This window comes from Paraconexibacter sp., from assembly GCF_059438195.1.
Genome location: NZ_JBLKKY010000011.1, coordinates 41,004 through 61,001, shown reverse-complemented (window position 1 = coordinate 61,001; position 19,998 = coordinate 41,004). Strand labels below are relative to the sequence as shown.

At 73.6% G+C, this 19,998-nt stretch carries 23 protein-coding genes; 20 read left to right on the top strand and 3 right to left on the bottom strand.

Annotated elements, in window-relative coordinates; all coding sequences use genetic code 11:
- The first annotated feature begins 13 nt into the window (after positions 1 to 13).
- From ACME2J_RS06120 to rnhB, 10 genes are all read left to right on the top strand, one after another.
- Complete coding sequence (locus tag ACME2J_RS06120) at positions 14 to 913, top strand: SPFH domain-containing protein (protein ID WP_495543996.1); 900 nt, start codon at positions 14 to 16, stop codon at positions 911 to 913.
- Positions 914 to 930: 17 nt separating this feature from the next.
- Positions 931 to 2,202 (top strand): cation:proton antiporter domain-containing protein, encoded by a 1,272-nt coding sequence (locus ACME2J_RS06115; RefSeq protein WP_495543995.1) that lies wholly within the window; start codon positions 931 to 933, stop codon positions 2,200 to 2,202.
- Between the two features lie 33 nt (positions 2,203 to 2,235).
- Positions 2,236 to 3,573 (top strand): signal recognition particle protein, encoded by a 1,338-nt coding sequence (ffh, locus tag ACME2J_RS06110; protein WP_495543994.1) that lies wholly within the window; start codon positions 2,236 to 2,238, stop codon positions 3,571 to 3,573.
- Positions 3,574 to 3,667: 94 nt separating this feature from the next.
- Positions 3,668 to 3,913, top strand: coding sequence for a 30S ribosomal protein S16 (gene rpsP / locus ACME2J_RS06105; RefSeq protein ID WP_495543993.1), 246 nt, complete (start codon positions 3,668 to 3,670; stop codon positions 3,911 to 3,913).
- Between the two features lie 16 nt (positions 3,914 to 3,929).
- The gene (locus ACME2J_RS06100) at positions 3,930 to 4,181 is read left to right on the top strand and encodes a KH domain-containing protein (RefSeq protein WP_495543992.1); all 252 of its coding nucleotides are present in this window, start codon (positions 3,930 to 3,932) and stop codon (positions 4,179 to 4,181) included.
- 24 nt (positions 4,182 to 4,205) lie between these two features.
- Positions 4,206 to 4,712 (top strand): ribosome maturation factor RimM, encoded by a 507-nt coding sequence (rimM, locus tag ACME2J_RS06095; protein WP_495543991.1) that lies wholly within the window; start codon positions 4,206 to 4,208, stop codon positions 4,710 to 4,712.
- Positions 4,712 to 5,404 carry a tRNA (guanosine(37)-N1)-methyltransferase TrmD gene (gene trmD, locus ACME2J_RS06090; RefSeq protein WP_495543990.1) on the top strand — a complete coding sequence of 231 codons (693 nt, stop codon included), beginning with the start codon at positions 4,712 to 4,714 and terminating at the stop codon, positions 5,402 to 5,404. Before rimM ends, trmD begins: the two co-directional genes overlap by 1 nt.
- 115 nt (positions 5,405 to 5,519) lie before the next feature.
- On the top strand, positions 5,520 to 6,095 hold the full coding sequence (gene rplS, locus ACME2J_RS06085) for a 50S ribosomal protein L19 (protein ID WP_495543989.1): 576 nt from the start codon (positions 5,520 to 5,522) through the stop codon (positions 6,093 to 6,095).
- Positions 6,092 to 6,703, top strand: coding sequence for a signal peptidase I (gene lepB / locus ACME2J_RS06080; RefSeq protein ID WP_495543988.1), 612 nt, complete (start codon positions 6,092 to 6,094; stop codon positions 6,701 to 6,703). The genes rplS and lepB overlap by 4 nt, the downstream gene beginning before the upstream one ends.
- The gene (rnhB, locus tag ACME2J_RS06075) at positions 6,597 to 7,382 is read left to right on the top strand and encodes a ribonuclease HII (RefSeq protein WP_495543987.1); all 786 of its coding nucleotides are present in this window, start codon (positions 6,597 to 6,599) and stop codon (positions 7,380 to 7,382) included. The genes lepB and rnhB overlap by 107 nt, the downstream gene beginning before the upstream one ends.
- Positions 7,383 to 7,418: 36 nt before the next feature.
- On the opposite strand, the gene ACME2J_RS06070 is transcribed toward rnhB, so the two are convergent.
- A complete protein-coding gene (locus ACME2J_RS06070; protein WP_495543986.1) occupies positions 7,419 to 7,790 on the bottom strand; it encodes a YraN family protein in 372 nt (123 codons plus the stop codon).
- A gap of 158 nt (positions 7,791 to 7,948) precedes the next feature.
- Here ACME2J_RS06070 and ACME2J_RS06065 point away from each other — a divergent pair, with 158 nt between their 5' ends.
- Both ACME2J_RS06065 and dprA read left to right on the top strand, forming a co-directional pair.
- Complete coding sequence (locus ACME2J_RS06065; protein WP_495543985.1) at positions 7,949 to 9,481, top strand: YifB family Mg chelatase-like AAA ATPase; 1,533 nt, start codon at positions 7,949 to 7,951, stop codon at positions 9,479 to 9,481.
- Positions 9,478 to 10,596 carry a DNA-processing protein DprA gene (gene dprA / locus ACME2J_RS06060; protein ID WP_495543984.1) on the top strand — a complete coding sequence of 373 codons (1,119 nt, stop codon included), beginning with the start codon at positions 9,478 to 9,480 and terminating at the stop codon, positions 10,594 to 10,596. Before ACME2J_RS06065 ends, dprA begins: the two co-directional genes overlap by 4 nt.
- On the opposite strand, the gene ACME2J_RS06055 is transcribed toward dprA, so the two are convergent.
- Positions 10,575 to 11,216, bottom strand: a complete 642-nt coding sequence (locus tag ACME2J_RS06055) for a cupin domain-containing protein (protein ID WP_495543983.1) — start codon at positions 11,214 to 11,216, stop codon at positions 10,575 to 10,577. The genes dprA and ACME2J_RS06055 overlap by 22 nt on opposite strands.
- Before the next feature lie 74 nt (positions 11,217 to 11,290).
- Here ACME2J_RS06055 and thiD point away from each other — a divergent pair, with 74 nt between their 5' ends.
- The 4 genes from thiD (at position 11,291) to ilvD (ending at position 14,856) form a co-directional block, all read left to right on the top strand.
- Entirely contained in the window at positions 11,291 to 12,148 is an 858-nt protein-coding gene (thiD, locus tag ACME2J_RS06050; RefSeq protein WP_495543982.1) for a bifunctional hydroxymethylpyrimidine kinase/phosphomethylpyrimidine kinase, read from the top strand.
- A gap of 82 nt (positions 12,149 to 12,230) precedes the next feature.
- A complete protein-coding gene (locus ACME2J_RS06045; protein ID WP_495543981.1) occupies positions 12,231 to 12,476 on the top strand; it encodes a hypothetical protein in 246 nt (81 codons plus the stop codon).
- An 8-nt stretch (positions 12,477 to 12,484) separates the two neighbouring features.
- The gene (locus tag ACME2J_RS06040; RefSeq protein WP_495543980.1) at positions 12,485 to 13,099 is read left to right on the top strand and encodes a hypothetical protein; all 615 of its coding nucleotides are present in this window, start codon (positions 12,485 to 12,487) and stop codon (positions 13,097 to 13,099) included.
- Between the two features lie 74 nt (positions 13,100 to 13,173).
- Entirely contained in the window at positions 13,174 to 14,856 is a 1,683-nt protein-coding gene (gene ilvD, locus ACME2J_RS06035; RefSeq protein WP_495543979.1) for a dihydroxy-acid dehydratase, read from the top strand.
- Positions 14,857 to 14,891: 35 nt separating this feature from the next.
- Here the strand turns inward: ilvD and ACME2J_RS06030 are convergent, their stop codons facing one another.
- Positions 14,892 to 15,866 (bottom strand): alpha/beta fold hydrolase, encoded by a 975-nt coding sequence (locus ACME2J_RS06030; protein ID WP_495543978.1) that lies wholly within the window; start codon positions 15,864 to 15,866, stop codon positions 14,892 to 14,894.
- 53 nt (positions 15,867 to 15,919) lie between these two features.
- Between ACME2J_RS06030 and ACME2J_RS06025 the strand changes: the two genes are divergently transcribed.
- The 4 genes from ACME2J_RS06025 (at position 15,920) to ACME2J_RS06010 (ending at position 19,977) form a co-directional block, all read left to right on the top strand.
- Entirely contained in the window at positions 15,920 to 16,492 is a 573-nt protein-coding gene (locus ACME2J_RS06025) for a 5' nucleotidase, NT5C type (RefSeq protein WP_495543977.1), read from the top strand.
- Between the two features lie 57 nt (positions 16,493 to 16,549).
- Complete coding sequence (locus tag ACME2J_RS06020) at positions 16,550 to 17,494, top strand: lysophospholipid acyltransferase family protein (RefSeq protein WP_495543976.1); 945 nt, start codon at positions 16,550 to 16,552, stop codon at positions 17,492 to 17,494.
- Positions 17,491 to 18,789, top strand: a complete 1,299-nt coding sequence (locus ACME2J_RS06015; RefSeq protein WP_495543975.1) for an NAD-dependent epimerase/dehydratase family protein — start codon at positions 17,491 to 17,493, stop codon at positions 18,787 to 18,789. The genes ACME2J_RS06020 and ACME2J_RS06015 overlap by 4 nt, the downstream gene beginning before the upstream one ends.
- A gap of 144 nt (positions 18,790 to 18,933) precedes the next feature.
- Positions 18,934 to 19,977, top strand: a complete 1,044-nt coding sequence (locus ACME2J_RS06010; protein WP_495543974.1) for a L,D-transpeptidase family protein — start codon at positions 18,934 to 18,936, stop codon at positions 19,975 to 19,977.
- The last annotated feature ends 21 nt before the right edge of the window (positions 19,978 to 19,998 follow it).

Sequence of the window (19,998 nt, the reverse complement as noted above, 5' to 3'; positions counted from 1 at the left end):
GGAGGTCCTAGCCATGGCCGGTCTCATCGTCGGCGGCGTCCTCGTCCTCTTCGCGCTCTTCGTCGCGGCGAAGACGGTGCGCATCATCCCCCAGGCACGTGCGGGCGTCGTCGAGCGCCTCGGGCGCTACAGCCGCACGCTGCAGCCGGGGCTCACGATCGTCATCCCGTTCGTCGACAAGGTGAAGCCGCTCATCGACCTCCGCGAGCAGGTCGTGAGCTTCCCGCCGTCGGGCGTCATCACCGAGGACAACGTGACGGTGAACATCGACACCGTCCTCTACTTCACGATCACCGATCCCAAGGCGGCGACGTACGAGGTCGCGAACCCGCTGCAGGCGATCGAGCAGCTCACGGTGACGACCCTGCGCAACGTCATCGGCGGCATGACCCTCGAGGACTCGCTCACCTCCCGGGACTCGATCAACTCGCAGCTGCGCACCGTCCTCGACGAGGCGACCGGCAAGTGGGGGATCCGCGTCAACCGCGTCGAGCTGAAGGCGGTCGACCCGCCTTCCTCGATCCAGGAGGCGATGGAGAAGCAGATGCGCGCCGAGCGCGACCGTCGCGCCGCGATCCTCAACGCGGAGGGCGTGAAGCAGTCGCAGATCCTCACCGCCCAGGGCGAGAAGGAGTCGGCGATCCTCACCGCACAGGGTCAGCGCGAGTCCGCGATCCTGCGGGCGGAGGGCGAGGCGAAGGCGATCTCGACGGTGTTCCAGGCGATCCACGACGGGGCACCCGACCAGGAGCTCCTCAGCTACCAGTACCTCCAGATGCTCCCCGAGCTGGCGAAGGGCGAGTCGAACAAGATCTTCGTCATCCCGAGCGAGTTCAACCAGGCGCTCGGCGGGCTGGGGAACGCCGTCTCGAAGCTCACGCAGCCGTCCGACAACGATCGCCAGACGAGCTGACCGGGTAGAGGTCCGCCGTGGAGGCGGACCTCTTCGTCGTCGCCTGCGCGGTCGTCGCGTTCGGGCTTCTCGCGGGGCGCCTGGAGGGCTCCCCGATCACGATGCCGATCGTCTTCACGGCGATCGGGGTCCTCGTCGCGCCCGGCGTCCTGGGCATCGTCGACTTCGACGTGAGCGACGAGGGCGTCGGCCTCCTCGCCGAGGTGACGCTCGTCGTCGTCCTGTTCACGGACGCCTCGCGCATGGACCTGCGCGCGATCGCCCGCCATCACCGCCTCGCGCAGCGGCTCCTCGTCCTCGGGCTGCCGCTCGCGATCGTCATCGGGCTGGGCGCCGGGCTCCTCCTCTTCCCCGACATGCCGGTCGCCGCGGTGGCGCTGCTCGCCGCGACCCTCGCGCCGACCGACGCCGCGCTCGGCCAGGCGTTCGTCAGCGACACGGCCGTCCCCGGTCGCATCCGCCAGACCCTCAACGTCGAGAGCGGGCTCAACGACGGGCTCGCCGTGCCGTTCATCATCGTGCTGCTCGACGTCGCGCGGGACGAGGCGGGCTCGGTGCTCGGCTACGTCGGGCTCGTCGCGCAGCTCGTGGGCCTCGGCCTCGTCGCCGGCGTCGCCGTCGGCGCCGTCGGGGGCGCGCTCCTCGCCCGCGCCTCCGCTCGCGGCTTCACGACGCCGACGACCGAGCGGCTCTCGACGATCGCCCTCGCGGTGGCCGCCTACTCGGGCGCCGAGCTCGTCGGCGGCAACGGGTTCGTCGCCGCCTTCGTCGCCGGGCTGGTCATCGCGCTCGCGGCTCGCGGCCTCGTGCAGTCGTGCGGCGCGTTCGCCGAGGCCGAGGGACAGCTCCTCAGCCTCATCACGTTCCTCCTCTTCGGGACGATCGCGGTCGAGGTCGCCGGCGACCTCTCGTGGGAGATCGTCGTCTACGCCGTCGCGAGCCTCCTCGTCGTCCGCCCTCTCGCCGTCGTGCTCGCGACGCTCCGCACGGGCATCGACCGCGCGACCGTCGCCTACCTCGCGTGGGCGGGACCGCGTGGACTCGCGTCCATCGTCTACGCCGTGCTCATCGCCGAGACGGCGGGCGTCGCGGCGAGCGAGGAGGTGTTCACGATCGCCACGGCCACGATCGTCCTCTCGATCTTCCTCCACGGGAGCTCGGCCGCCGCGGTGAGCCGGCGCTACGCCGACGTCGAGCGTCCGGACGACGCCCCCGAGCACCACGAGGTCCCGGCGCTGCCGCCGCGATTCCGGCTGCGCGACGGCGAGCGCATCGCGGTCTCCCGTTGACGGCTCGCCGGGACCCCTACACTCAGCCACACCGTGTTCGACGCTCTCTCCGAGAAGCTCCAGGCGACCCTGTCCGACGTCCGCGGGCACGGGACGCTCACCGAGGACGACATCAAGAAGGCGATGCGGGAGATCCGCCTCGCCCTCCTCGAGGCGGACGTGAACTTCCGCGTCGTGAAGGAGTTCACGACGACGGTCCGCGATCGCTGCCTCGGCGCCGACGTCATCGGTCAGCTCAACCCCGGCCAGCAGGTCGTCAAGATCGTCCACGAGGAGCTCGCCGCGCTCATGGGCGGCGAATCGGCGGGCATCGCGTTCGCACCGCGTCCCCCGACGGTCATCCTCATGGCCGGCCTCCAGGGGTCCGGCAAGACGACCGCCACCGGCAAGCTCGCGCGCCACCTCAAGGAGGAGCACGGCTCGTCCGTCGCCGTCGCGGCCTGCGACGTCTACCGCCCGGCGGCGGTGGACCAGCTCGTCAAGGTCGGCGGCCAGGCCGGCGCGACGGTCTACGAGCAGGGGACCGATCGCAACCCCGTCGACATCGCCCGCTGGGCGCTGGACGAGGCGAAGAAGGACGGCAAGGACGTCCTCATCGTCGACACCTCCGGCCGCCTCCACGTCGACGAGAAGCTCATGGAGGAGCTGAAGGACATCCGGACGGCGATCCGGCCGCACCAGATCTTCCTCGTCGTCGACGCGATGACCGGCCAGGACGCCGTCAACGTCGCCGAGCAGTTCGCCGAGGCCGTCGCGTTCGACGGCGTCGTCATGTCGAAGCTCGACGGCGATGCCCGCGGCGGCGCCGCGCTGTCCGTGAAGGCGGTGACCGGCAAGCCGATCGTCTTCGCCTCGACCGGGGAGAAGCTCGATCAGTTCGAGCGCTTCCACCCCGACCGGATGTCGCAGCGGATCCTCGGCATGGGCGACGTCATGTCGCTCATCGAGAAGGCCGAGGCGCAGTACGACGAGGATCAGGCGAAGGAGCTCGAGCGCAAGCTGCGCCGCAACGAGTTCACGCTCGAGGACTTCCTCCTCCAGCTCAAGCAGATCCGCAAGATGGGCCCGCTCAGCTCGCTCCTCGGCATGATCCCCGGGTTCGCCGGCCAGCAGATGAAGAACCTCAAGGTCGACGAGCGCGAGATCGACAAGATCGAGGCGATCATCCTCTCGATGACCCCCGAGGAGCGGCGGCGTCCCGAGCTCATCAAGGGCTCCCGCCGCCTGCGGATCGCGAAGGGGTCGGGCACGACCGTCCAGGCCGTGAACCAGCTCGTGAAGCAGTTCGCCCAGATGCGGAAGGTCATGCAGCAGATCGGGAAGGGCAAGATGCCCGACATGCAGCAGCTCATGCGCCAGGGCGGCCGCTGAGGCCGACCGCGGCGCCCTCTCCGGAGGGACGGCGCCGCGCGCGATGCTCTACCCTCCTCGTTCGACTTTCCCGACCGATCTGAAGAGGAACCCCGTGGCTGTACGACTCAGGCTCACTCGCGTGGGCGGCAAGAAGGACCCGGTCTGGCGCGTCGTCGTCGCCGACCAGCGCTCGCCGCGCGACGGCCGCGTCATCGAGACGATCGGGCAGTACAACGCGCAGACCGAGCCGTCGACGATCGTCCTCAAGGAGGACCGCGTCCGCGAGTGGCTCGACAAGGGCGCCCAGCCGACCGCGACGGTCCGCAAGCTCCTGAGGACCCAGGGCATCGAGGCCTGAGGCCTCGCTCTCGCCGATGGCCGACGACACCGCGCTGCGCGACCTCCTCGAGTCCCTCGCGAAGCGGATCGTCGCGCACCCCGAGGACGTCGGGGTCGAGCAGTTCTCCGAGGACGACGGCACGGTCGTCCTCGAGCTCGCGGTCGCGGAGGACGACTACGGGCGCGTCATCGGCCGCGGGGGCCGCACGGCGAACGCCCTGCGGACCGTCGTGAAGGCCGCGGCCGTGCGCGGCAACCGCCGCGTCCTCGTCGACATCGTCGACTGAGCGCCCCGTGCGGGGCACGTCGCGATGACCTCCGCGGAGACGGACTGGCTGAGCGCCGGACGCGTCGGGCGTCCGCACGGCCTCGACGGGTCGTTCCACGTCACGCGACCCCGTGCCGCGCTGCTCACCGAGGGCGCGGAGCTCCGCGTCGCCGAGAGCGCCGCGCGCATCGAGCGCCGCGCGGGCACGGACGAGCGGCCGATCGTCCGCCTCGACGTCGCCCACGACCGCGAGTCGGTCGCCGCGCTGCGCGGCGCCGACCTCCTCGTCCACCGCGACCGGCTGCCGGCGCTTCCCGAGGGCGAGTACTGGCCCGAGGACCTCGCCGGCTGCGTCGTCCACGACGCGGGGACGCGCGTCGGCGTCGTCGCGCGCATGAGCGCCCTGCCCTCGTGCGAGGTCCTCGAGGTGCGCCGCGACGGAGGCGGCGAGCTCCTCGTGCCGATGGTCCGCGACGCGATCCGGGCCGTGGACGTGCCCGGCCGCGAGATCGAGATCGACCTCGCCTTCCTCGGCGAGGAGGAGGACTGATGCAGCTCGACGTCGTCACGCTCTTCCCCGACTGGTTCGAGTGGTTCCGCGGGCAGCGCCACATCGCGAACGTGCTCGCCGGCGGCCACGAGCTGCGCACGCTCAACCCGCGCGACCACACGCCCCTCAGCGGCCGCCAGGTGGACGACACGCCGTTCGGAGGCGGGGCGGGGATGGTCCTCCGCGTCGACGTCATGGACGCGGCGCTCCGCGGCTTCTACGGCGTCGACCCGGTCGACCTCCGCCGCGAGCGGCGGGTGATCGCCCTCATCCCCGGCGGCCGGGTGCTCGACGACGCCTACGTCGACGAGCTCGCCGAGTCCTCCGCGGTCACGCTCCTCTGCGGCCGGTACGAGGGCTTCGACGAGCGCATCGTCCAGCACTTCTGCTCGGACACGCTCTCGATCGGGCGCTACGTCATCGCCGGCGGCGAGCTCGCGGCGATGGTCGTCGCGGACGCGGTCCTCCGCAAGCTGCCCGGAGCGCTCGGCCACGCCGACTCGGCGAAGGAGGAGTCCTTCAGCCGCGCGCTCGGCGGCAATCCCGAGTATCCGCACTACACGCGCCCGGCCGAGTACCGGGGCTGGCGGGTCCCGGAGGTGCTCCTCTCCGGCCACCACGAGGAGATCGGCAACTGGCGGCGCGCGCGGAGCACCGAGCGAGGCAGCGCCGGGCCGGCCGGCGCAGGCTGACGCCCGCCGGGCGGGGCGAGACGCCGCCGCGGGTCCTCTTCGCTACCATGGCGGACCGCGCCGGCGTCACGCCGAAGCCCGCGCGCGTCCTGTCTCCGCGCCCCTCTCCTTCGCCATGAGCATCGTCATCGACTCCATCGAGCGCGCCCAGCTGCGCCGCGTCCCCGACTTCCAGCCTGGAGACCGGGTGAAGGTCCACTTCCAGGTCATCGAGGGCACCCGTCGCCGCACGCAGGTCTTCGAGGGCGTCGTCATCAAGCGACAGGGCCACGGCGCTCGCGAGACGTTCACCGTCCGCAAGCAGTCCTTCGGGGTCGGTGTCGAGCGGACGTTCCCGCTCCACTCGCCGAAGATCGAGCGGATCGACGTCGCCGCCCGTGGCGACGTGCGCCGCGCGAAGCTCTACTACCTCCGGGACCGCGTCGGCAAGGCCGCCCGCGTCCGCGAGCGCCGCTACACCGGGCCCGAGCAGTCCGTGGAGCCGGGTCTCCTCGCCGACGAGCAGGGCACGCAGGCCGAGGCTCCGCCGGAGGAGGCGCAGGCCGAGGCGACCGAGGCGGTCGCCGAGGACGTCGCGGCCCCCGAGGAGGCGGTCGCGGAGTCGACTGCAGACGAGGCGCCCGCCGCCGAGGCCGATGCGCCGGCCGAGGCGGAGGCCGAGGGCGACGCCCCGGCCGACGAGAAGGCGTGAGGGGCCGGGAGGCGAAGACCCCCGGGGGCTCGCTGGTCGAGACCCTCGTCATCGTCGCGATCGCGATCGGGCTCGCCCTCGCGATCCAGGCCTTCCTCATCAAGCCGTACCGGATCCCGTCGGAGTCGATGGTCCCGACGCTCACCGTCGGCCAGCGCGTCCTCGTCAACCGGATCGGCACCCACTTCGGGGACCCCGGTGTCGGCGACATCGTCGTCTTCCACCCGCCGGCCGGGTCGGAGACCAACACCTGCGGCAACCCGGACCAGCCGGAGGACGCAGCGTGCGACCGCCCGACCAGCGACAAGGCGGACGTCAACTTCATCAAGCGGGTCGTCGCGGTCGGCGGCGACCGCATCGCGATCCGCGACGGGCACGTCATCCGCAACGGCGAGCGCGTGCCGGACGGCTTCACCCGTCCGTGCGACGGCGGCTCCGGCTGCGATCTCCCGCGCGAGATCACCATTCCGGAAGACCACTACTTCATGATGGGCGACAACCGTGGGGAGTCCGACGACAGCCGCTTCTGGGGACCCGTTCCCGACGACTGGATCATCGGCGGAGCCTTCGCGACCTACTGGCCGCCGAAGCGCATCGGCACCCTCTAGGCGCACGGGGCGCAAGCTCTTCCAGCACGACCGCCGTCTCGGCGTCCGGTTCGTCGCCGGGGCCGACGAGGCGGGGCGCGGCTGCCTGGCGGGCCCGCTCGTCGCGGCCGCCGTGCTCATCGACCTCGAGCGGATCGGGCCGCGGGAGGTGCGGGCGCTCGGGTCGCTCAACGACTCCAAGCAGCACACCCACGAGGCGCGGGACGCGCTGTACCCGGTCGTGCTGAGGACCGTCGCGCGGGTCGCCGTCGTCTCCCGGTGCGTGCCGGCGCTCGACGAGCGCGGGCTGCACCGCACGAACCTCCTCGCGCTCCGCGACGCGCTGCTGCGCGTCGCCTGCCCGGGAGCCCTCTGCCTCGTCGACGGCTTCCGCGTCCCTGATCTCGGCCGGGAGCAGCGCGCGATCGTCGACGGCGACGCGCGTTCGGCCGCGATCGCCGCTGCGTCGATCGTCGCGAAGGTGAGCCGCGACCGCTTCATGGCGCGGGCGGACGAGCGCCATCCGGGATGGGCGTTCGCGACGCACATGGGCTACTCGACGCCGGAGCACCGCGACGCGATCGAGCGTAACGGCGTCTCGCCGCTGCACCGGCTGAGCTTCCGCTCCGCCGCCTACCAGCAGCTGACGCTCGGCGAGGAGGGGTCCGAGCCCCTCCCACCGGACGACCCGGGGACCTGAGCGCGCCGGGCCCCGGGGGCCTCGCGGGCGGGGCTCTCAGAAGGCGTCCTGCAGATGGTCGAGGCGGACGAGCCGTCCCCGCCCGTCGATGACGACGCCGATGGCGTCGCAGCGCAGCGCGGCGGCGCGCGGGCGGTCGGCGACGGTCGCCAGCCAGTCGCGCGCCATCCTGCGGACCTGAGCCCGCTTGCGCTCGCCGAGCATCTCCCACGGCCCCCATCCGCCGTCGCGCCGCGTCTTCACCTCGCAGAAGACGAGCGTCGTCCCGTCGAGCGCGACGAGATCGAGCTCGCCGTGGCGGGTGCGGTGGTTGCGCGCGAGGACGCGGTAGCCGAGGCGCTCGAGGTGCGCGGCGGCGAGGTCCTCGCCGAGCGCGCCGAGGCGGTGCCGTGGGTCGTTGCTCGTCACGTGACGCGACGCTAGGCGCCGCCGCGTGACGGATCAGCACCCGATCGCGGAGATCGACCGCAGGATCCGCGGCGGCGCGGCGGCGTGCCGGAGAATCTCCGCCGGGCCTCCGCAGGAGCGTGCTGAGACGTCACACGACGTCTCGTAGCGTCGGCGCCGTGCTCCGCCGCGTCACCACCTTCCACGTCGACGGCCTGCGGCCCCGCCGGGTCACCGTCGAGGCCGACGTCCGCAGCGGCCTGCCCGCGTTCACGATCGTCGGGCTGGGGGACAGGGCGGTCCGCGAGGCGCGGGAGCGGGTCCGCGCCGCCATCCAGAACGCCGGGTTCTCGTTCCCCGCCGCGCGCCTCACCGTCAACCTCGCGCCCGCCGCGCTGCACAAGCACGGACCCGGGTTCGATCTGGCGATCGCGTGCGCGATCCTCGCGGCCTCCGACCAGGTGCCCGGGGACCTCCTCGACCGCGTCGCCGTCTTCGGCGAGCTCTCGCTCGGTGGAGAGGTCCGGCCCGTCGCCGGCGTCCTCGCCGTCGCCGAGGGCTGCGTCGCCCACGGCGTCCCCGCCCTCGCTGTCGCCGCGGCGAACGCGGGCGAGGCCGCGCTCGTGGGAGACCTCGGCGTGCACCCCGTCGGCACGCTGCGCACCCTCGCCGGGGTCCTCGGGGCCGACGTGGGGGAGGCCGTCGAGGCCGGGCTGCCCGACGCCGCTCCCGCGCCGGAGGAGCCCCGGCCGGACCGTCTCCCCGACCTCGCGGACGTGCGCGGGCACGCCGGCGTCATCGAGGCGCTCGTCGTCGCGGCCGCCGGCGGCCACAACGCGCTCCTCTCCGGCCCGCCGGGGACGGGGAAGACGATGCTCGCGCGCCGCCTCCCCTCGATCCTGCCGCCGATGACCCGTCGCGAGGCCGTCGAGGTGACGCGGATCGCGAGCATCGCCGGGCTCGGGACGAGAGGGCTCGCGCGGGAGCGGCCGTTCCGCGCGCCCCACCACACGATCTCGGCGCCCGCGCTCGTCGGCGGCGGGTCGGTCCCGCGCCCCGGCGAGGTGACGCTCGCCCACCGCGGCGTCCTCTTCCTCGACGAGATGCCCGAGTTCCCTCGCTTCGTCCTCGACGCCCTGCGTCAGCCGCTCGAGGACGGTCGCGTCGCGGTCGTGCGGGGGCAGAGCTCCGCCGTGTTCCCCGCGCGCTTCATGCTCGTCGCGGCGATGAACCCCTGCCCGTGCGGCCATCGCGGCGACGGAGATCGCTGCCGCTGCGACGAGTCCGAGCTCGCGCGGCATCGTCGCCGGCTCAGCGGGCCGCTCCTCGACCGCATCGACCTCCTCCTCGGCGTCCCGCGCCCCGACCGGGCCGAGCTGCGCGGGGCAGCCCACACGACGAGCGAGCAGGCGCGCGAGCGGGTCCTCGAGGCACGCGCGCGCCAGGAGGCCCGCCGACCAAGGACGGGCGCGCTCTGCAACGCCGAGCTCGACGCCCGCGCGGTGCGGGACTGCGTGCGCCTCGACGCGGCGGCCGAGCAGCCGATCCGCGTCGCCTACGAGCGGGGGGCGATCAGCCCGCGTGGCGAGCAGCGCCTCCTCCGGCTCGCCCGGACGCTCGCCGATCTCGACGGCCGCGACGGCGTCGGGCGCGACGACGTGCTCGCGGCGCTCGCGCTGCGCCCCGCCGACGCGACGGAGCGGGCGGCGTGAGCGCCTGCCCGGAGTGCCTGCGCCGCGCGTACCTCCTCGGGGCGCTCGCGCTCCACCTCGAGCATGCGGCCCGGGACCGCAGCGCTCTCCGGGAGGTCCTCGCCCTCCCCGACGAGGACCTCATCGCCGCGCTCGCGGGGGCGCGCCGAGCGGAGATCACGCGGCGGCACGCGAGCTTCTCCGCCTCGGCGGCCGGGCGGGAGGTCGCGCGCGCCCGGCTCACGTCGACGTGCCCGCACGGCGAGGGTCATCCGCCGGCGCTCCGCGACGACCCGTCACGGCCGTCGGCGCTCTTCGTGGCCGGCGACGCCGCGCGGGCGCGAGAGCTCCTCGGCACCGGTCCCGCGGTCGCGGTCGTCGGCGCCCGCCGTGCGAGTCCCGAGGGCGTCGAGGCGGCCCGCGGGCTCGGCCGCTCGCTGTCGGCGGCGGGCGTCACCGTCGTGAGCGGGATGGCGCTCGGCATCGACTCGGCCGCCCACGCCGGGGCGCTCGAGGGCGGCGGGAGGACGGTCGCCGTCCTCGCGACCGGCGCGGACCGGGCCTACCCTCGGACGAAGGCCTCCCTGCACACCCGGCTCACCGCGGAGGCGGCCGTGGTCTCGGAGCTCCCGCCGGGAACCCCGCCCTACCGCTGGGCGTTCCCGGCGCGCAACCGTCTCATCGCCGCGCTCGGGGCGATCACCGTCGTCGTGGAGGCCGCCGAGCGCTCCGGCTCGCTCATCACCGCGGACCTCGCCACGCAGCTCGGCCGCGACGTCGCCGCGATGCCCGGCCCGGCGGGCAGCCCGCGGTGCCGGGGGAGCAACCTCCTGCTCCGCGACGGCGCGCTCGTCGTCCTCGCCGCCGGCGACGTCCTCGACGCCGTGGTCGGCGTCGGGACGGTCGACGAGGGCACCGCGTCACCCGCGCCGTCACGGCGCGCGGCCCCGCCGCTGCCAGAGCGTCTCGCCGACGTGCTCCGCGCGGTCGCCTCCGGGGCGACGACGCCCGCCGCCCTCGCGGCGACGATGGGCCCGGGCGGCCTCGCCGACGCGCTCAGCGCCCTCACCGAGCTCGAGCTGCTCGGCCGGGTGCGACGCGACGCCTCCGGCGACTACGTCGCGGTCGGCTCCTGAGGCTCCGGGGACCCTTCGAGGCCGGCGGCGGCGAGTGCGGCGGGATCGGGAGGCGCGGAGCCGTGCGGTCGCAGGAGCTCCGGGTAGATCGCGCGCAGTCCGCGCGCCCGTGCGATCGGCCCGAGCAGGCCGAACACGACGCGCTGGACCGGCGCCGGAGGCTTGGTGAAGCGGATGACGTCGGAGAACTCGGCGCCGATGAGAGCGAGCTGAAGCGCTCCCGGCATGCCCTTGGCGTCGGTGCGGCCCGTGTTCGCCAGGCCGAAGAGCGTGGCGATGAGCTGCTCGAACCTGGGCTCGGGCGGGGTGATCTCGACGATGACCTCCGCCACGTCGTCGCCCGCGTTCCACCAGTCGTGGCGGACGTTCGGTGCCACGGTGGCCTCCTCACCAGGGCCGAGGCGGCGCTCGACGCCGTCGAGCGTCGTGCCGAGGGTGCCCCGCACGACCTGGAAGCGCTCGGTCATCGCCGGGTGCACGTGCTCGCCGACGACCGCCCCGCCGGGCTGGACCGTGAGATGCACGAGGACGGACGCCCCGGCGCCGTCCGCGTCGCCGCGCAGGACGACCGCCCGCTCGCCGGTCACCTCGTTGACGTAGAGATCACCGCGCCGAGCCATGCCGCGAGACTCCCACGTCGGGCGTAAGTCCGCCAGGGGGCACGGCGCCGGGCCGCGCGCGTACCCTCCGCGACGTGACCGACGACGCTGGCATCCCGCCCTCCACGCAAGAGAAGGCGACGGGCGACCGGCCCCCGGTCTGCCTCACCATCGCCGGCTCCGACTCCGGCGGCGGGGCGGGGATCCAGGCCGACCTCAAGGCGTTCGCGCGGTGCGGCGTCCACGGCTGCAGCGCGCTCACCGCGCTCACGGCGCAGAACACGGTCGGGGTGACCGGCGTGCATCCCGTTCCCGGCGCCTTCGTCGTCGAGCAGGTCCGCGCGGTCGTCGAGGACATCGGCGTCGACGCGGTGAAGATCGGGATGCTCGGCAGCGCCGCGACGACGGAGGCCGTCGCCGAGGCGCTGAGCCTCGTCGGTGACGAGGTTCCCGTCGTCGTCGATCCCGTCATGGTCGCGGAGTCGGGGGCGCGGCTCCTCGACGAGGACGCCCATCAGGCGCTCGTCGAGCTCATCCTGCCGCGGGCGACGGTCGCGACGCCGAACCTGCCGGAGGCCCGCGCTCTGGCGCGTGACGCCGGGCTCGACGGCGAGGAGCTGGCGCGCGCGGTGCGGGCGCTCGGTCCCGCGGTCGTCGTCGTCACGGGCGGCCACCGCGACGAGGCGACGGACGTCGTCCTCGACGCCGAGGGCGCGACGTTCCTCCCGGGGGAGCGCCACCCCGACGGCGCCGCGCACGGGTCCGGCTGCACGCACGCATCGGCGCTCGCCGCGCACCTCGCGCACGGCTGGGGACCGGTCGCCGCGGCACGCGCGGCGAAGGCGATCGCCTCGGAGGCGATCGCGAACGGCCTGCGCGGGATCGGGGCGGGCGCCGGACCGGTCGACGTCCTCGACGTCCGCTCGCTCGACCCTGGCGCACCGGCGCGATGACGGCCGTCGACAGCGCCGACCCCCGTCGCCGGCGCTCGGACAGCCCGTCCGGCGTCAGAGCCTCGTTTGTCATAATCGCCGCGTGAAGTTCCTCCGCATGAAGCCGGGGCACGGAGAGGTCCTCCTCGCGGAGGGCGACGTCGACGTCGCCGAGGACGAGGAGCGCCTCGTCGAGGAGTTCCGCGCCCAGCTCGATGCGGGGATGTGGGCCGCCGTCCCGACCGTCGGCAGCGGCGGGCGCCGCGAGGCGCGCATGGTGCGCGACTTCCGCGACGTGCCGCGCGACGCGGACCGCGTCATCTTCTTCCCGCGCGCGGCCGGAGGCTGACCGGCGGCATGCTCCTCGCGATCGCCGCGATCACGATCGTCGTCCTCGCGCTCGCGTGGGAGATCACGCTCCCGCGCATCGACCGCTGGCTCGACGAGCGCCGCGCGCGCCGCGAGCGCACGGCTCTCGACGGCTACGACCCCGGTCGCGAGCGCCGGGCCGAGCAGCGCGCCCGGCAGCTCCTCAAGTCGTGCGTCGACGAGGAGGAGTGGGCGATGTACCGCGACCTCGGCTTCATCCGGGTCTGGGGCCGGCTCACGGACGGTCCCGGCGACGACCAGGTCGGCTCTCCGGCGCCGTACGCCTACCTCGTCTACCCGCACAAGCCGGTCGTCGCCTACCTCCCGCAGACGCGACGGCTCCTCGCCGAGTACTGCGTCGCGTTCCCGGACGAGACGCGGCCGTACGGCTCGCCGCGCCTCCCGGACTCCGACGACGTCCTCGCGAAGTGGATGGCGCTCACCGGCGACGAGCGCCGCCTCGTCGACAGCGCGAACATGCACCTGCCCGGCCGCCAGATCGACCCGAAGCAGGTCCGTCGGGATCTCTGGCGGCTCAGCGAGTGGGAGCGCGCCCGGCTCGCCCGGGCCAAGCGCGACGCCCGCGGCCTCCCGACCCCCTGAGCGCCGGGCCGCGCCCTCGGGCCGGCCGGTCGATGCCGCCCGGGCCGGGCGGCGGGTCGGGATAGGCTCGGGGCGTGACCCCGCTCGACCCCAAGCACCGCAGCCGGACCCTCACGGAGGGGCCGGCCCGCGCCCCCGCGAGGGCCTACCTCAAGGGCATCGGCTTCGACGACGAGGCGCTCGCGAAGCCCATCATCGGCGTCGCCTCCACGTGGATCGAGACGATGCCGTGCAACTTCCATCTCCGCGCCCTCGCCGCGAAGGTGAAGGAGGGGATCCGCGCGGCCGGCGGGACGCCGATGGAGCTCAACACGATCGCGATCAGCGACGGCATCACGATGGGCACGAGCGGCATGAAGACGTCGCTCGTGAGCCGCGAGGTGATCGCGGACTCGATCGAGCTCGTCGGACGCGGCCACTTCTTCGACGGGATGGTCGCCCTCGCCGCGTGCGACAAGACGATCCCCGGGGCGGTCATGGCCCTCGCGCGGCTCGACCTGCCGAGCGTCCTCCTCTACGGGGGCTCGATCCGCAAGGGCCGCTTCCACGGTCGCGACGTCACGATCCAGGACGTCTTCGAGGCGGTCGGCGCCCACGCGCGCGGCGCGATGACCGACGAGGACCTCGCCGAGCTCGAGTCCGTCGCGTCGCCCGGGGCCGGCGCCTGCGGCGGCCAGTTCACCGCGAACACGATGGCGATGGCGTTCGAGACGATGGGCATCAGCCCCATGGGGTCGTCCATGGTGCCCGCCGAGCACCGCAGCAAGGCCGACGTCGCCGTCGACGTCGGGCGCCTCGTCATGGACGTCCTCGCCCGGGGTCAGACCGCCCGCGACCTCATCACCCGACGCTCGATCGAGAACGCGATCGGCGTCGTCGCCGCGTCCGGCGGCTCGACGAACGCCGTCCTCCACCTCCTCGCGGTCGCGCGCGAGGCCGGGGTCGAGCTCGCGATCGACGACTTCGACCGCATCGCGACCGCGACGCCGACGATCTGCGATCTCAAGCCCGGCGGCGCCTACACGGCCGAGGACCTCTTCGACGCGGGCGGGATCTCCCTCGTCGTCCGCCGGCTCGTCGAGGCCGGGCTCCTCGACGGCGCAGCGCCGACGGTGACGGGGCGGACGCTCGGCGACGAGGCCGCCGGAGCGACCGAGACGCCCGGGCAGGAGGTCGTCCTCCCGGTGGAGCGGCCGCTCAAGCCGACCGGCGGCCTCGCGATCCTGCGCGGCAACCTCGCCCCCGACGGGTGCGTCGTCAAGCTCAGCGGTCACGAGCGCCGTCACCACTCGGGACCCGCGCGCGTCTTCGAAGGGGAGGAGGCGGCGATGGCGGCGGTCACCGACGGCACGATCCGCCGGGGCGACGTCGTCGTCATCCGCAACGAGGGCCCGGTGGGCGGCCCCGGGATGCGGGAGATGCTCGCGGTGACCGCGGCGATCAACGGCGCGGGACTCGGGGAGCACGTCGCGCTCCTGACGGACGGCCGCTTCTCGGGCGCGACCTACGGCTTCATGGCCGGGCACATCGCGCCCGAGGCGGTGCGCGGCGGCCCGATCGCCGCGGTCTCCGACGGCGACGAGGTGACGATCGACGTCGAGGCCCGCCGCATCGACGTCGCGCTGCCCGACGCGGAGATCGCCCGGCGCGTCGCGGCCTACGAGCCTCCGCCGAACCCCGACGCCGAGGGCGGGGGGGTGCTCGGCAAGTACGCGCGGCTCGTGGGCAGCGCGGCCGGCGGCGCCGTCACCGGCTGAGCCGCCCGGCGCCCCCACGGGGCGTGAGTGTGGATCTACCCGGCCATGCGCCGGGCAGATCCACACTCACCCGCTGCGGGGGCCTCGGCGGGCTCGCGGAGGAAGCCGCGGAGGTCCGTGAGGAACCGCTCCGGACGCTCGAGCATCGGGACGTGACCGGTGTCGGGGTAGACGACGAGTCGGCTGTCAGGGATGCGCTCCGCGAAGCGGTGGGCGTCGGCGAGCGGCACGAGGCGGTCGTCCTCGCCCCACACGACGAGCGTCGGGGCGGAGATGTCGGGGAGGCGATCGCGGATCGGGTACGTCGTGAGCGCCTCGATCGCGTCGAGGAAGCCGGGAGCGCCGGTGCCCTCGAGCTGCTCGCGGACGAGCGGGCCGGGCAGGCGCTCGGGGTGGGCCATCACCATCCGGAGCATCGCCCGGCGCAGCCGCCGGCGGCGGACGACGGCGTCGGAGCGGGAGGCGACGATGGTCCCGTAGAGCTCGACGAGCGCCTCGAGCCGCCGCAGCAGCGCCAGCCCGCGGTCGTTGCGCAGCTGCTCGACGCTGATGCCCGCGGCCGCGACGAGGACGAGCCGGTCGACGCGCTCGGGGTGCTGGATGGCGAGGTCCGCCGCGATGAACCCGCCCATCGAGTTGCCGACGAAGGTCGCCGGGCCGGCGTCGAGCGCGTCCATGAGGCTGCAGAGCAGCCGGGCGTACCCCGAGATCGAGATCGCCCGCGTCGGCATCGGGCTGCGTCCGAAGCCGGGCAGGTCGACCGCGACGACACGGTGGTCGCGGGCGATGTCGGGCAGCGTCTCGAGCCAGTTCTGCCACACCCCCGAGAGCCCGTGGACGAACACGACGGGCGGCCCCTCGCCGATCTCGACGACGTTGACCGGGGCTCCCTCGACCTCCACCCAGCGTTGATGGGCGCTCCAGTCGACGTCGAGCCACGCGGAGCGCCCCGTGGGTCCGTACGCGCCCGCATCGCGGACCGCGGGGTCGACTTCACCGTCGACGGCCATGGCCGACTACTGTACTGAGAGGTCATTCGACGACCGCAGGGGGCAGGACCCGCATGCGCATCGCCATCGACATCGACTCGACCCTCCACCACTACTGGGACGTCCTCTCGGACGCCGCCCGCCGGCGCTTCGGGATCGAGCTCCCCTACGAGGAGCAGCTCGACTGGGGCATCACGCGGCTGCGGCCCGAGCAGCTGCAGTGCTGCATCGAGGAGACGCACCGCGACGAGGTGATCCTCGCGGCGCGCCCGTACGAGGGCGCGGTCGAAGCGGTCGCGCGCTGGCACTCCGCGGGTCACTTCATCCACGTGACGAGCCACCGCGCGAACTCCTGTCACGGGGCGACCGCACGGTGGCTCGAGGAGATCGGGCTGCCCTACCACGACCTCCACTGCTCCGACGACAAGGTCGCGCGGTGCGTCGAGCTCGGGATCGACCTCCTCATCGACGACAGCCCGGTCAACCTCGAGCAGGCGATCGGGCACGGCATCACGCCCGCGACGATCCTCCACCCGTGGAACGAGGAGGTCGTCGAGGTCGAGCAGGTCATCCACGGCGAGGACTGGCCCACGCTCGCCGCGCGGCTCGAGAACGCGCTCGCGCCGCTGCGCCGCGTCGCCGCCTGAGCGCCCCGGCCACACCGGGGATTCACGCCGCGCCCGGTGCCGTGCGAGAATCGGGGCGTGTCCGAGCCGACGACCAAGACGAAGGATTCAGCGACACACGTCGCCGAAGAGCTCGCACCCGCCCCGGGGAAGGGCGGTGAGCTCGCGACCCGCCCCGCGGAGGAGGTCGACCTCCGCGACCTGCTGCCCGGCGTCGAGCCGGAGCGCACCGTCGACGACTGGGGCCGCTCGGAGCGCGTCGAGCGCGTGTTCGACAAGACGCTCGTCGACTTCTTCTACCACCTGTGGTTCCGCTGCACCGTCGAGGGGGTCGAGAACATCCCGTCCGACGGCGGCGCGCTCCTCGTCTCGAACCACTCGGGGGCCCTGCCTCCCGATGCCGTCATGATCGCGAAGGCGATCAAGGAGGAGCATCCGTCGCCGCGGGACCTCAACATCACCGTCGAGCACTTCTTCAAGGGCTATCCGGGGTTCAGCATGCTGCTCCCCAAGATCGGCGCCGTTCCCGCGCACCCCGCGAACGTCCACCGCCTCCTCCGCGACGAGCGGCGGCTCGTCCTCGTCTTCCCGGAGGGCCGGAAGGGCACCGAGAAGCTCTATCGCGACCGCTACCGGCTGCAGCGCTTCGGTCGCGGCGGCTTCGTCGAGGCGGCGATGCGCGCGAAGGCGCCCATCGTCCCCGTCGCCCTCGTGGGCGCGGAGGAGGCGCAGCCGATCTTCGCCCACCTCGGTCTGCTCCGGCGCCTCACGGGGCTCATCTACGTCCCGGTGACGCCGACCTTCCCGCATCTCGGGCCGCTCGGCATGCTCGGCTACCTGCCCGCGAAGTTCACGATCCGATTCCTCGAGCCGGTCCGCACCGACGAGATGGCGACGGCGTCTGATCCAGCGCCCTGGGAGGACAAGTCGCTCGTCCAGACCGTCGCCTCGGACATCCGCTCGACGATCCAGAAGGAGCTCCTCGACATGGTCGGCAAGCGTCGCTCGGTGTGGTTCGGATGACGAGCCGGCGCGTCCTCATCACCGGCCTCTCGACGTACTGGGGCGGCGCGCTCGCCCAGGCGATCGAGAGCGACCCGGAGGTCGAGACGGTCATCGGCGTCGATCGCAGCCCCCCGAAGGTCGCGCTCGATCGCACCGAGTTCGTCCGCGTCGTCGACCAGCACTCGCTCATCCGGCGCATCGTGCACGCCGCCGAGATCGACACGGTCGTCGACACGCGCCTCGTCGTCGACTCGATCGTCACGTCGCCGAAGCGCGCGCACGAGAACAACGTCATCGGGACGATGAACGTCCTCGCGGCCGCGGGCGGGCCCGGCTCGCCCGTCCGCAAGCTCGTCTTCAAGTCGAGCACCCACTACTACGGCTCCGAGCAGGACGACCCGGCCTTCTTCACGGAGGAGATGCGGCGCCCCCATCCGCCGCGTTCGCCGATCGAGCGCGACATCGTCGAGGCGGAGCGCCAGGTCGCGGACTTCAAGGTCCGCCACCCCGAGACGACGGTCACGTGCCTGCGGTTCGCCAACGGTCTCGGACCTCGCGTGCGCAGCTCGCACGGCGCCTACCTCGGGCTGCCCGTCGTCCCGACGATCCTCGGCTTCGACCCGCGCTGCCAGTTCCTCCACCACGACGACATGGCGGGCGCCCTGGAGCACGCGGTGCGCCACGACCTCGACGGCGTCTACAACTGCGGCGCGGACGGCGTCCTCGCGCTCAGCGAGGTGATCTCGCTCCTCGGGCGCACGAACGCGCCGGTCCTCCCGCCGGTCGGGACCGCGCTCGCCGCCTCCGCGCTGCGGCGAGCGGGGGTCCGCATCCCGCCGGAGATGCTCCAGCTGCTGCGCTTCGGCCGTGCGATCGACAACCGGAAGTTCAAGGCGACGGGCTTCCGCTACCGCTACACGACCCGCGAGGCGGTCATCAAGCTCGCCGAGCACCAGCGGATCGCCCCGCTCCTCGACGAGTCCTCGGACGGCTATCGGTACGAGGAGGAGGTCGAGAAGTTCCTCCGCCGCTCGCCGAGCGTGCGGGCGACGGCGACCGCGCCGCCGGGACCGACGAACGTCGCGCCCCGCGGGGAGCGCGGGGGAGAGGACGCCGCGGCGCCGCGCGTGCCGGTCCCGCCGCGCGCGGCGGCGGAGACCTACGACGCGCTCGGCGCCGACGAGGTCGTCGCGCTCCTCCCGTCGCTGCCCGAGGAGGATCTCGTCGCCCTGCGTGAGCACGAGGCCGCCCACGCGGCGCGCCCCGAGGTGCTCGCGGCGATCGACCGCATCTCCCGGCGCCACCGGGTCTGAGGGGCGGGCGGGGGCACGCCAAGCCGGGCGTCTTGGCGCGCCGGCGCTCCCGCCGGAACGGCATCCGGCGTTGCAGCTCTCGCGATCCGCTGGCGAGATGCCTACTCTGTGCGACAGCCGCGCAGGTCGCGCGGCCGGTTCCCGATGCGTTCTCGCACCGTCGTCATCCTCATCTCGTCGCTCGCCGCGCTCCTCCTCGCGGTCTCCGGCGCCGTCTACGCCTACGACGACAGCCGCCGGACGACGATCGCCGAGGGCGTCACGATCGGCGGCGTTCCCGTCGGAGGGCTCACCGCGAGCGAGGCGGTCGCGCGCGTCGAGCGCGACCTCGTCGCGATCTACCGCGAGCCGCTCCGCGTCGATCACGGCAGCAAGTACTGGACGCTCGGACCGCGTGAGGCGAGGCTCACGGTGGACGTCGCCGGCAGCGTCCGTGAGGCGCTCGACCGCAGCCGCGAGGGGAGCATCGTCACCCGCACGGTCCGCGCGCTCACCGGCGGTGAGATCGACCACTCGATCGAGCCGGAGATCGACTACTCGAAGGACGCGGTCGTCCGGCTCCTCGACAAGGTGCGCAAGGGCGTCGACCGGCCTGCGAAGGACGCGGAGATCGAGTACTCCGCGAGCGGCCTGAAGAAGGTCTCCGGACGCGAGGGCCTCGAGGTCCGCGCGAGCGAGCTCCACGAGCGGCTCCGCGCGGCGATCGTCTCCCCGACGGCCGACCGGCGGCTCGTCGCCGAGACCGACAAGGTCGAGCCGAAGGTGACGAAGGACGACCTCGCCGAGAAGCACCCGCTCATCCTCATCGCCGACCGGGCGAGCTTCAAGCTGCGCGTCTACAAGAACCTCGAGCATCACAAGACCTACGGGATCGCCGTCGGCAAGGTCGGCAACGAGACGCCGGCCGGGCTCTATGAGATCGCGAACAAGGCGGTGAACCCCGCCTGGCACGTTCCGAACTCCGACTGGGCGGGCGACCTCGCCGGCCAGGTCATCCCCGGCGGCGCGCCGAACAACCCGCTGAAGAGCCGCTGGCTCGGGATCTACAACGGGGTGGGGATCCACGGGACCTCCGAGCGCGGGTCGATCGGCACGAACGCGAGTCACGGCTGCCTGCGCATGCTCGTCGAGGACGTCGAGGAGCTCTACCCGCAGGTCCCCGTCGGCGCCCCGGTCTACATCGCCTGACCAGGCGCCGCGAGGACGCCC